Below are 12,320 nucleotides of genomic sequence, written 5' to 3'. Positions count from 1 at the left end.
TACTTCGGTACGCTTTTATTTTTGTAAAACAGAGAAAAATATGACCGCACTTTTTTACCGTTATTATCCCTCGCCTATCGGCAAATTGCTGATGCTGTCTGATGGCAAGTTTTTGACGCATTTAGATTGTGAACTGGAACAATTTGCACCGAATCCCAAATGGCAGGAAAACAACGAGTTGCCTTTGTTTGCACAAGTGTGCGAGGCGCTGGATCGCTATTTTAACGGGGAACCGGAACGTTTTGATGACATTCCGCTAGCACCGCAAGGCACACCATTTCAGCAACGCATTTGGCAAGCGCTCCGCCAGATTGGCTATGGCGAAACCAGCAGTTACGGCGAGTTAGCCAAACGTATTGACAACCCCAATGCCGTGCGTGCGGTGGGTGGCGCAGTCGGAAGCAACCCGATCAGTATTATCATTCCTTGCCATCGTATTCTAGGCAAAAACGGAACGCTGACCGGATTTGGTGGCGGCTTAGTCGCTAAACGTTTTCTGCTCCAGCTGGAAAACATCCCTTATATTGATAAAGGCAAAGAAACCGTTAAACCTCGTTTTTTCAAGAAATATCACCAATGATCCCAAAAACGACTGAAGAACTTCTTTCACGCGCGCAAGCCATTGCCGGACTCAGTTTTGGCGAGTTAGCGGCACAACTCGGCATTCCCGTGCCACCGGATTTAAAACGTGATAAAGGCTGGGTAGGGATGTTACTTGAAACAGCGCTGGGTGCAACGGCAGGCAGCAAAGCCGAACAGGACTTTCGCCATTTAGGGATTGAATTAAAAACGATCCCCATTAATGCGCAAGGCTACCCTTTGGAAACCACATTCGTGAGCCTTGCACCGCTCATTCAAAATAGTGGTGTGAATTGGCAAAATTCCCATGTACGCCATAAGTTATCCCGCGTGCTTTGGATTCCCATAGAAGGAAGCCGTTCTATTCCCTTGGCAGAACGACACATCGGTACGCCTATTCTCTGGCAACCTAGCGAACAGCAAGAACGCCAACTAAAACGAGACTGGGAAGAACTCATGGATTACATCGTGCTAGGTCAACTGGATAAAATTAATGCACGATTAGGTGAAGTCTTGCAACTCCGCCCGAAAGGTGCGAATAGTAAGTCCTTAACCAAAGGTATCGGCAAACATGGCGAAATTATCGATACGCTTCCTCTCGGTTTTTACTTGCGTAAAGCATTTACTCACGAAATTCTGCAACAATTTGTGCAACAGCGCATATAGCCTCTTTTCATTTCATCGTCAAAGCTATATGATTGCGCACCCATTTGTACTTTAAGGAAGCATTATGTTTGAATGGCTATTAAGCCCTGAGGCGTTAGTCGCCTTATTTACCCTTACCGCATTGGAAATTGTATTGGGTATCGACAACATTATTTTAATCAGCATTCTCGTTGCCAAGTTGCCTCCCAAACAACGACAACCGGGGCGTATTATCGGGTTAGGTCTGGCAATGGGAACACGTATCCTACTTTTATTAACACTTTCTTGGATGATGCGACTTACCGAGCCGCTCTTTGAGATTCTGGGCAAAGGCGTTTCCGGCCGTGATTTAATTCTCTTCTTTGGTGGCTTATTCTTGATCGTCAAAAGTATGAATGAAATTCGTGAAGCGATGCTGCCACATAAGGAAGAGGCGCATCACGAAAACCATAAGCAAGTGAGTTTTATCGGCGTATTGATTCAAATTGCCTTGCTGGACATCGTCTTCTCACTCGACTCCGTGATTACGGCGGTGGGGATGGTCAATCAAATTGGCATTATGGTCAGCGCCATTATTATTGCCGTGGGCATGATGATGTTTGCCGCAAAACCCATCGGTGATTTTGTGGAAAGCCACCCAACCTTCAAAATTTTAGCGTTGACCTTTTTGATTCTCATTGGGGTAACCTTAATCATTGAAAGTGCCGGCATACATATTCCTAAAGCGTATATTTATTTTGCTATGGGCTTTTCTGTGCTGGTGGAATCACTGAACACAAAAATGCGAAAAAATTTCACGAAACAACAATAATCTCCCTCTATCAAAAAAAGTGCGGTGAAAAATCACCGCACTGTCTCGTTACCTCAAAATACACAACGCCTCAAAATCGCGCGCACTCAAGCCATGTCTGCTTGTTGTTGAGCAACAGCGCCCTTTTATAGCACAATCATATCATCGCGATGTACCGCAACGGCGCCATATTCATAGCCTAAAATGCGTTCGATGTCTTGTGAATGCTTCCCTTGAATACGCGCCAACGCATCACTGTTATAACGTGGCATCCCCAACGCAATATCTTTGCCAGCGCGTGTGCGAATACGCACTACTTCCCCACGGGAAAAACGCCCATTGACCTCCACAATCCCTGCCGGCAATAAGGATTTATGCTGAATTAACACCGCACTTTCAGCGCCTTCATCCACCACCAACACGCCTGCTGAGGGCGCGGCAAATAACCACTGTTTACGGCTTTCCAAACGATCTGCCTGCACGGTGAATTTCGTCCCAATCGCCTGATCATACGCTAAATCGACGATCACATTGGCTTGATTGCCAGGTGCAATAATGGTTTCAATACCGGAACGGGTGGCAACATCTGCCGCCGCGATTTTCGTGGACATTCCGCCGGTGCCTAAATTTGTTCCACTTCCCCCAGCGATAGAACGGATGTGATCGGTGATTTTATCCACCACGGGGATCAATTTCGCTTGCGGATTTTTACGCGGATCGCTGTCAAATAAGCCTTGCTGATCCGTGAGTAAATAAAGCTGTTCTGCTTGCACTAAAATTGCCACCAACGCTGATAAATTATCGTTATCCCCAACTTTAATTTCTGCCGTTGCCACCGCATCATTTTCGTTGATGACCGGAATAATCTGATTGTCTAACAACGCCTGCAACGTGTCGCGGGCATTCAAAAAACGTTCGCGATCTTCAATATCGGCGCGGGTTAGCAACATCTGCCCGATGTGAATGTCATAAATCGCAAATAATTTTTCCCAGGTTTGAATGAGCTGACTCTGCCCTACTGCTGCCAATAATTGTTTAGAAGCCACGGTGGGGGGAAGTTGTGGGTGATTCAAATAATGACGCCCCGCCGCGATGGCGCCCGAGGTAACGATCACTAAGCGAAAACCGGCTTGGTGTAATTGCGCAAGCTGGCGCACAATTTCCATCATATAGGCTAAATTCAGTTTGGACGAGCCTTGGGTTAAGGTGCTGGTGCCAAATTTCACGACAATCGTTTTATTATGATGTTGCATACTGACTCCTCATCGAAAATACGCCTACGTTAGCATAAATCCTGAAATTTATCTAAATTTCACACCGCACTTTTTGCGTTGATTCCAACCCATCTCATTAAACATTTTTTGTTCTAGACGAAAGGTCTATAATGGCATCCAATCATTTTAGGTAGATTCATCATGAAAAAGGAAAATATTACGCCCGATGAACAACGGGAAGTCACGCGGTTATGCGTGCAAACGGCGCTGTTATTGTTGCAACATGGTGCAGAAAGCACGGTGGTGGCGCAAATGGCACAACGCCTTGGCTTGGCATTAGGGGTTGAAAGTGTCGAATGCGCCCTCACGGCGAATGCCGTCATTATTACCACCTTGGCGAACAACCACTGCATCACGACCACCCGTAAAAACAGCGACAAAGGCATTAATATGCAAATGGTGACGGATGTTCAGCGTATTGTGATCTCTGCCGAACATCACATATACAACCTGCACATGGTTAAAAAGAAACTGGCACAACTCAAACCGTTAAAATATCACCGTTATTTCGTGATCTTGATGATTGGTTTATCTTGCGCCTCTTTTGCTCATTTATCGGGCGGTGATGCACTCATTTCGCTCATTACCTTCATCGCTGCCTCGGTTGCCATGTTTGTGCGACAAGAATTATCCAAACGGCATTACAATCCGATCATCGTCTTTGCTGTCACTGCTTTCGTTGCCTCACTTCTTGCCGGTCTTAGTTTGAAATATCAACTTGGTAATGATCCACAAATCGCTTTGGCTTCCAGCGTGTTATTGCTGGTGCCGGGCTTTCCACTCATCAATTCTTTGGCGGATATCTTAAAAGGATATGTGAATATGGGCATCGGCCGTTGGGCAATCGCTACCATTCTCACGTTCGGTGCTTGTTTGGGCATTGTGTTTGCCTTAAGCCTACTCAACATCACCACTTGGGGGAACTAACATGGACGGGTTATTGCTATTATTGGATGATATGTTTTTTGCCGCGATTCCGGCGGTAGGGTTTGCCTTGGTGTTTAATGTGCCACCAAAAGCCTTAAAATATTGTGCACTCCTCGGTGCGCTTGGGCACGTTACACGCACGATTCTCATGCATAACGATGTGCCTATCGTCTTTGCCACCTTAGTGGGCGCGGCATTAATCGGTTTTATTGGCGTGCATTTGTCTCATCGTTATCTGGCACATCCGAAAGTGTTTACTGTCGCTGCCATTATTCCCATGATTCCCGGCGTACAAGCATACAAAGCAATGATTGCCATCGTACAAATTCACCACTACGGCTTTTCCAACGCTTTATTTGAACAAATGATCGCTTCTTTTATTAACACGACCTTTATTCTCGGCGCGTTGGTTTTCGGCTTAGCCTTACCGGGTTTACTGTTCTATCGGGAAAAACCCGTAGTATAAAAGTAGTATAAAAACTGTAGTATAAAAAACCGTGGTATAAAAACTCGAGAAATAACAACCGCACTTTCATTGTTACATCACGCAGGAAAAACGCTTTAAAAGTGCGGTCGGTTTAATGGCAGTTTACCTCCAATCAATGCCGGGGTAACACCGTGGCATTATTGAATTTTTCGAATTTGATGCACATCGATCGTGGTGGGCATGATAAAACCTTTATCAACAGCCCCTTCAATGCGGACACGATCGTTTGGCGTAATATTGATGCCGTTCCAAGCATAATCACCCACACCTACCTTAATTTCCCCCGTGGCATCGCGAAAAATAAATTCGTCATCATCAATTTGGCGAACCAATCGTCCCTCTAGCGCTACAACAGAATGCGCCTCCATGGACTTGACGGCCTGCACCGTCACCAAACGACTATCCAACTCATTCACATTCCGAAAACCGGCAAACAGGTCTGAGGAGACCATCAGCAAGGTTGTGAGTGTGATTGCATGTTTCATAAGTACTCCAGAAATAAAAATAAAGAAAAATAAAGAAAAATAAAATAAAAAAAGAAAACCTCTTAGCTAATCCCTAGCTAAGAGGTCGGACATTATAAAAAGAAAATTGGGAAAAATCTTCCGATTTTCTTACCTTTTACTTAATTTACACAACCTAACAAAAAGCTGATATTTCTACACGTTATTGAGCCGGCAAGGCGCCTTGATTCCACTTTTGTGCATCCGTCGGACGTTTTACTTGCAACAAGAAATGCTGATTCGCCTTCGCTTGTGCCTGCACAACTGTGCCTGATGGCGTAGAGAAAGAGATTCCGCCTTTCAGCAGTTGCTGTACGCTGCCGGTATTGAATTGTGCGCCACCGGTAAGACTCAAACTAAAGTCATAGCCGGAGGCGATCCAAAACTCAGAATTTTGACGAACTAAATGCTGATATTTCGGTGCAATAAGCACATGGATCAAGACCCGATCACCCAACGTATTCAATTCGAGGTTTTTAATCGTCCCCACTTCTACCCCACGATACATAATAGGCGATCCTGCTGTGATATTCAGTGCATCATTGGTTTCTAGCACAAGCGGTAAACCATTGGTATATTTGATGTTATTGTTAACCGCTTGGCTGAGAGCAAATTGGGTTTTGGGTTTACCGGATCCCACTTCCACATCAATATAAGGTTGCAACAGGCTATCGATATTCTCAATGCCGCCGGCAGAAATCTTCGGTGAAATCACGTTAAAACGTGATCCTTCCTTGGCAATCAACGTCATGTAATTTGGATGAATCAATGCTTTAGCAATAATTTTGTGACTCTTTTGATCAAGTTGAACACTCTCAATTTCCCCAATATTCAGCCCAAGATAGCGCAATGCCATGCCTTTGCTGAGGTTGGTGGCATCCTCTGCCGTTAATATGATTTGTTGACCGGCTGATTTCGCGCGCAATTCATTTGGATAAAGGGTGTGATTATTTTTACCACCACTATTATCAAAACTGATTGCGCCTTTGAGTGAGCGTGCCACCGGCGCGGCCTGAATACTAATGCCTTTTGGCGTAATATCAATTTGCGCCGCACTTTCCACCCAGAACACGCTTTTCTCTGTTAACAAATGCTGATATTTCGGATAAATAAACACATCCACCGCAAAGTTTTGGGTTTGTGGACGGATGTCTAAAATTTTTCCGACTTCATACTGACGATAAAGCACTAAAGAGCCTTTATTAATACTCGGCAAATTCGTAGTGTTTAAAGTGATTGTCGGTTTCGGTTGCGAATCGGTAATCCCGGCTTCCGCATTGGTTAAATCACTGTAAAGCGCATAAGTGTCTTTCGGATGGCTTTGCGTTTTACCGGCAATTACACGAATACCGCCTTGCAGCCATTTTTCCGGCGTTGCCGCTTCAAAGCGTAAACCGTCAATGCCGATAGTCACATCAAAATTCGATGCCGCGACAAAGAGAGTATCACCATGAATTAAATGACGATATTCGCCGGCAATCGCCACTTTAAATTTCACGCCATCGGTCTCAATATATTGCGCTACAATTTCGCCGATTTGAATATTGTTATACATCAGCGGCTGCCCTTCACTTATGCCATAAGTTTCCGGTGCAGTAAGCGTAAGAACTAACGTATTAGGCTGTTTTAGCAACAGTTCACTTTCTTTAATCACATCAAAGGCCAATTTGCTGTCACCTTCACCCGGTAAAACTTCAAAATATTGACCACGCAGTAGCTTTTGTATGTCCGTTAAATCCGCCAGTCCCGGTTTTTTCGTACGTAGCACAATGTTGGAATTGGCTTTAAATAAATTGGCAAGGTTCGGATCAATAAGCAATTTACCACTTAAGATTTCATCGTTATTTTCCACCGCACTTAGCTTCGATAGCACGCCAATTTCCGTATTTTGATAATACACACGAGTTTTGCCTTCTTCCAATCCTGCCGTATTTGGAATATTGACATCAATATTGATGCCACGCTTGGCGGCTTGTAAATTGGAATAAAGGGTATATTTTTCATTCATATCAGCACTTGCGCTTTCGTTTGGCGAATCAAAGGCAACGGCACCTTGCACCACGGAATTTAGGCTATCCATGTTTACGTTTAAGCCGGAAACACCGATATTGGCACTAATGCCACTGATATTCCAAAAACGACTCTCTTTTTTAACGAATTTGGCATAAGGCTTATCAATCACCACATCAATTTCGATTTTTTTGCCATCTTCCGTGAAATGATAGTCATAAATTTTACCCACCGGCATTTTCTTATAATAAATCGAAGCACCAATGGAAATAGAGCCTAAATCATCAGAAATCAAATGAATTAATAAATCGCCGGGGTTCAGCTGCGCGATGGGCCCTTCTGTTTCTGCCGTAAATTTATGCTCAACCTCCCCATCACCCGGTTGCAAAGTAATATAGTTACCGGAAACCAACGCATCCAAACCGGAAATACCGGCTAAAGACGCGCTCGGCTTGACCAACCAGAATTTCGTATTTTCTCGAAGAACACTTTTGGCTTCAGGATAAATATTGGCAACGACTTCCACTTTTTGTAAGTCATTGGTGAAATTCACTTTTTTCACGACACCAATCTGCAACCCTTGATAACGAATTTGCGTTTTCCCGGCGACAATGCCATCCCCATTAGAAAACATAATCCGAATACTAATGCCTTGCTCTTGCACAATCTGGAAGAACAAAACGGCGCCGATACATAAAGCGATAAAAGGAAGTAACCAGAAAGGTGAAATTCGTTTACTTTGACGAACTTTTGCCACAACTTCAGTTTCCTGCATGGCGGTGTTTTGCTTGTTGTTTGTCATAGATTTCCCAAATTAAGCGGCTGTCAAATTGTTCCGCTGCAACCATTGTTAAAAATACGGCAGCACCGAAATAAAAGGCGGCCGTACCTACAGAAAAATCAATGATTTGTCCTCGCGTAACCAAGGACATCATTAATGCTAATACGAATAAATCCAACATAGACCAACGGCCGACAAAATGCACAAGATGTAATAAACGCATTTGCCAACGAATGGAATGTTTGAGCTTAAAATGCACGCAAATCAGCAAATATAACATAATCAAGACTTTGCTAATCGGCACAAAAATACTGGCGGTAAATACGATAAAGGCGATGAAATAGCTTCCCATTTCCATAAAGCTCATCACACCTGACATCAGCGTATCTGCACTAGGCGCACCGTTTAAATAAACCACCGACATTGGCAATAAATTAGCGGGGAATAGCATGATAATACCGGCAAGCAATAATGCCCACGTGCGTTGCAATCGAATAGAAGGGGGAATGTCGATTTGTGACAAACAGCGAGGACAGATATCTCGTCCCTTGCGATCAGATAACGGTTCAATAAAGCTATACTGACAAGCATGACAATAGCGCAAATCCTCTGCCTTCGTGAGTTCATTCACGCCTTTGCTTTGAGGATAGAAATCGTTCCACACTTCGGTCGGGTTAATTTTAATAAACAGTAATGTGGTTAAAAGTGCGGTGAAAACAAAAGCAATTAAATAGACATCCAATTGTAACGTGGCATATTCTCGCACTTTAAAAATACTCACACCTAAAGCCACCAAATACACGTCAAACATTACCCAAGGTTTGATATAGCCAAGAGAAATTAACAAATTGCGTGGCTGAATTTTCATCATTTTGGATAACTGCAATAAAATGACCAACAATGCAAAAACAATGGGCATAAAAACGGCACAAATAAAAATTAAAAACGCCGTATATGAAAATCCTTGGGTCGCCATTTTCCACACGCCCAACCAAACCGAGGCATCGATTTTTTCTCCAAGCAAATCAATGCTAAGTAATGGATACGTTAATGCAAAAGGCATGAGAATTAATATTGAAATGGCAATGATCGCGCAGCGCTTTAAACTCCAACCTCCACTGGTGTACAAAACATGGTGACAGCGTGGGCACACCGCACTTTGCCCCTGTTGCAAGGTGGAAATTTTAACCACAGCATTACAACCACCACAACGGACGATGCGGTAGAAATTCGCATTGGCAAAATTCACAGAAGAAGTTGCTGTCATGAGTAAGATGATCCAAGGGCTAAAAGAGAACGTATTCTACACTGTATTTCCATGCTTTTGTATGTATTCGCTGCATTTTCTAAATAAGTGCGGTCATTTTTAACCATGTTTTTTTATTTATCAAGCCGGAAATCGATTATTAATTGTCATTTTTTCTGAAAGTGAGCTAAACTATGGTGAGTTTTTCTACTTAAAAATCGATGCAGGATTTCATTATGACCGAAGTACAAAAGTTAACGAATAACAAAGAAATTATTGCTTATTTAGCGGAAAAATTTCCGCATTGTTTTTCAATCGAGGGCGAAGCAAAACCATTAAAAATCGGCTTGTTTCAAGATCTCAGCGAAGCATTAAAAGACGATGAGCGCGTCAGCAAAACCCAACTACGCCAAGCCTTACGCCAATACACGTCAAATTGGCGTTATTTACACGGCTGTCGCGCCGGCACTGTACGCGTAGATTTAAACGGAAATCCTGCCGGCGAATTGGAGCAAGAACACGCTGAACACGCCGCAAAACAATTGGCCGAAGCCAAAGCAGCTGTTGCACAAAAACGTGCGGCAGAAAGAGCAGCGAAAGGCGAAGTTGAGAAAAAAGACGCACCACGTCGCCATAAACGTACCACCAAACCAAGCGAAAGACCTGCCCGTAAACCTAAAACAACATTAAATAATGTGGATATGACCTCACTCCAAAAAGGTCAACACGTGAAAGTAAAAGTCGGTGAACGTGCGCAAAGTGCTGTGGTGTTAGCATTTTCTAATGAAACCGCCCGTGTAGAATTAGATAATGGTGTCGTCATCAACATCACCGCTGATCGTTTATTTGCCTAGTTTAGATTTCAATAGAGTTATCTTGCCGGATAACTTTTTTTATTGCGTATTTATTAGGAAAGCCTGAATGGAATTAACTAAAACGAAAAATTATTTAACCGCACTTGTGTTAGGAGTGCTTTTTCTTAATATCGGCGTTGCAGATGCCGTGCAACCAAAACTCAAAGCCAGCGATCTCGTGACCTTGCAGCCTTCAGAGGCGAATATGTTCGCCACCAAGCGTGCCACCACTCGCCTAACACAATCTCATTATCGTAAATTTCAACTTGATGACGAATTTTCGGAAAAGATTTTTGATCGTTATCTTAAGGCGCTCGATTTTAATCGTACGACTTTTTTGCAATCCGATATCGATGAAATGCGTGAAAAATACGGCAAGAAAATTGATGACGAATTAAATGCCGGTACATTAACCATTGCTTTTGATATGTATGATTTAATGATGAAACGCCGTTATGAGCGTTATCGTTATGCGTTGTCATTATTAGATAAAGAACCGGATTTAACCGGTGATGATCAAATTGAAATTGATCGTGAAAAAGCGCCTTGGCCAAAAACCGAAGCAGACGCTGAAAAATTGTGGGAAGCCCGTGTTAAAAACGACATTATCAATTTGAAATTAAAAGACAAAAAATGGCCGGAAATTAAAGAAAAACTGGTTAAGCGTTACAATTTAGCTATTCGTCGTCTCACACAAACCAAAGCAGATGATGTGGTGCAAACCTATCTGAATGCCTTTGCGCGCGAAATTGATCCGCACACCAGCTATTTAGCACCACGCACAGCAAAAAGTTTTAATGAAAGCATGAACCTGTCTCTAGAGGGGATTGGTGCAACATTGCAATCTGAAGATGATGAAACCAGTATTAAATCTTTAGTGCCGGGCGCGCCGGCGGCTCGCAGCAAAAAACTCAAAGCCGGGGATAAAATCGTTGGTGTTGGCCAAGAAAAAGGCGAAATCGAAGATGTTGTCGGCTGGCGTTTAGAAGACATTGTTGACAAAATTAAAGGCAAAAAAGGCTCTAAAGTTCGTTTAGAAGTCGAACCGGCGAAAGGCGGAAAATCACGCATCGTCACACTGGTTCGAGACAAAATCCGCATTGAAGATCAAGCCGCCAAATTAACCATTGAAAAAGTTGATGGTACCAATGTCGCCGTGATTAAAATCCCAAGTTTTTATCTTGGCTTAACGGAAGATGTGAAGAAACTGCTGACTGAAATGCAAAGCAAAAATGCCTCTGCATTAATTGTTGATTTGCGTGAAAACGGCGGTGGTGCCTTAACAGAAGCCGTTGGATTAAGCGGTTTGTTTATTAGCGATGGTCCTGTCGTACAAGTGCGTGATGCATATCAACGTATTCGTGTGCATGAAGATCCGGATAATGCGCAACAATATTCCGGACCGCTATTGGTGATGATTAACCGCTTTAGTGCCTCCGCATCCGAGATTTTTGCCGCGGCAATGCAAGACTACAACCGCGGTATCATTATCGGTCAAAACACTTATGGTAAAGGCACCGTACAACAAAGTCGATCATTGAATTTTGTGTATGATTTAGATCAAACGCCATTGGGTTTATTGCAATACACTATCCAAAAATTCTACCGAATTAACGGTGGAAGCACGCAGCTAAAAGGTGTCGCACCGGATATTACCTTCCCTGATGTCATTGATATGAAAGAATATGGTGAAGAGAAAGAAGACAATGCGTTACCTTGGGATAAAATGCCGTCTGTGAATTATGCCGAAGTGGCAAACGCACGACATTCCATCGCTGAATTAGCACAAAAACATCGTGATAGAATGGCGAAAGATCCGGAATTTATCGCCTTAAACGAGGATTTAAACGTGCGTGATGAACGCCGTGATCGTAAATTCTTATCCCTGAATTATGAAAAACGTAAAGCAGAAAATGATAAAGACGATGACAAACGTTTGAAAGACTTAAATGCTCGCTTTAAGCGTGAAGGCAAGAAACCATTGAAAGACATTAACGATTTACCGAAAGATTACGAAGCGCCGGATTTCTTCTTGAAAGAAGCGGAAGCCATTGCGGTAGATGTGGTTAAATTCAATGGTGAAAAGGCTGCAATTAAGGCCGCTGACAACAAGCCGGCAAATCCCTAAACGTTTTCGTTTTTGACCGCACTTTCACGCTTTCCACTAATAATTAGCAGGAAAGCGTGCCAAAACAAAATAGGACAGGCAATACCTGTCCTATCA

Annotated in this window: 11 protein-coding genes; 7 read left to right on the top strand and 4 right to left on the bottom strand. The window is 43.2% G+C overall.

Features of this window, described 5'->3' with window-relative positions:
* Nucleotides 1–40 precede the first annotated feature (40 nt).
* From HMPREF9065_RS02840 to HMPREF9065_RS02850, 3 genes are all read left to right on the top strand, one after another.
* Complete coding sequence (locus HMPREF9065_RS02840) at nucleotides 41–580, top strand: methylated-DNA--[protein]-cysteine S-methyltransferase (RefSeq protein WP_021616517.1); 540 nt, start codon at nucleotides 41–43, stop codon at nucleotides 578–580.
* Nucleotides 577–1,245, top strand: a complete 669-nt coding sequence (mutH, locus tag HMPREF9065_RS02845; RefSeq protein WP_021616516.1) for a DNA mismatch repair endonuclease MutH — start codon at nucleotides 577–579, stop codon at nucleotides 1,243–1,245. Before HMPREF9065_RS02840 ends, mutH begins: the two co-directional genes overlap by 4 nt.
* 64 nt (nucleotides 1,246–1,309) lie before the next feature.
* The gene (locus HMPREF9065_RS02850) at nucleotides 1,310–2,035 is read left to right on the top strand and encodes a TerC family protein (protein WP_021616515.1); all 726 of its coding nucleotides are present in this window, start codon (nucleotides 1,310–1,312) and stop codon (nucleotides 2,033–2,035) included.
* 125 nt (nucleotides 2,036–2,160) lie between these two features.
* Here the strand turns inward: HMPREF9065_RS02850 and proB are convergent, their stop codons facing one another.
* A complete protein-coding gene (proB, locus tag HMPREF9065_RS02855; RefSeq protein ID WP_021616514.1) occupies nucleotides 2,161–3,267 on the bottom strand; it encodes a glutamate 5-kinase in 1,107 nt (368 codons plus the stop codon).
* 162 nt (nucleotides 3,268–3,429) lie between these two features.
* On the opposite strand from proB, the gene HMPREF9065_RS02860 reads away from it, so the two are divergent.
* A complete protein-coding gene (locus HMPREF9065_RS02860; protein ID WP_021616513.1) occupies nucleotides 3,430–4,215 on the top strand; it encodes a threonine/serine exporter family protein in 786 nt (261 codons plus the stop codon).
* Between the two features lies 1 nt (nucleotide 4,216).
* Nucleotides 4,217–4,681 carry a threonine/serine exporter family protein gene (locus HMPREF9065_RS02865; RefSeq protein ID WP_021616512.1) on the top strand — a complete coding sequence of 155 codons (465 nt, stop codon included), beginning with the start codon at nucleotides 4,217–4,219 and terminating at the stop codon, nucleotides 4,679–4,681.
* A gap of 158 nt (nucleotides 4,682–4,839) precedes the next feature.
* Here the strand turns inward: HMPREF9065_RS02865 and HMPREF9065_RS02870 are convergent, their stop codons facing one another.
* The 3 genes from HMPREF9065_RS02870 to HMPREF9065_RS0109515 all read right to left on the bottom strand — a co-directional run bounded on the left by HMPREF9065_RS02870 (nucleotide 4,840) and on the right by HMPREF9065_RS0109515 (nucleotide 9,263).
* Entirely contained in the window at nucleotides 4,840–5,187 is a 348-nt protein-coding gene (locus tag HMPREF9065_RS02870; RefSeq protein ID WP_021616511.1) for a YgiW/YdeI family stress tolerance OB fold protein, read from the bottom strand.
* A 181-nt stretch (nucleotides 5,188–5,368) separates the two neighbouring features.
* Entirely contained in the window at nucleotides 5,369–8,017 is a 2,649-nt protein-coding gene (locus tag HMPREF9065_RS02875) for a PqiB family protein (RefSeq protein WP_033002639.1), read from the bottom strand.
* The gene (locus HMPREF9065_RS0109515; RefSeq protein ID WP_033002638.1) at nucleotides 7,977–9,263 is read right to left on the bottom strand and encodes a paraquat-inducible protein A; all 1,287 of its coding nucleotides are present in this window, start codon (nucleotides 9,261–9,263) and stop codon (nucleotides 7,977–7,979) included. The genes HMPREF9065_RS02875 and HMPREF9065_RS0109515 overlap by 41 nt, the downstream gene beginning before the upstream one ends.
* 215 nt (nucleotides 9,264–9,478) lie before the next feature.
* Here HMPREF9065_RS0109515 and proQ point away from each other — a divergent pair, with 215 nt between their 5' ends.
* Nucleotides 9,479–10,096 carry an RNA chaperone ProQ gene (proQ, locus tag HMPREF9065_RS02880; protein ID WP_084422199.1) on the top strand — a complete coding sequence of 206 codons (618 nt, stop codon included), beginning with the start codon at nucleotides 9,479–9,481 and terminating at the stop codon, nucleotides 10,094–10,096.
* 67 nt (nucleotides 10,097–10,163) lie between these two features.
* Nucleotides 10,164–12,224, top strand: coding sequence for a carboxy terminal-processing peptidase (prc, locus tag HMPREF9065_RS02885; RefSeq protein WP_021616506.1), 2,061 nt, complete (start codon nucleotides 10,164–10,166; stop codon nucleotides 12,222–12,224).
* Nucleotides 12,225–12,320 lie beyond the last annotated feature (96 nt).

This window comes from Aggregatibacter sp. oral taxon 458 str. W10330, assembly GCF_000466335.1.
Lineage (GTDB): Bacteria > Pseudomonadota > Gammaproteobacteria > Enterobacterales > Pasteurellaceae > Aggregatibacter.
Note: the sequence above shows the minus strand (reverse complement) of the source record. Positions and strands in the feature narration are given on the sequence as shown.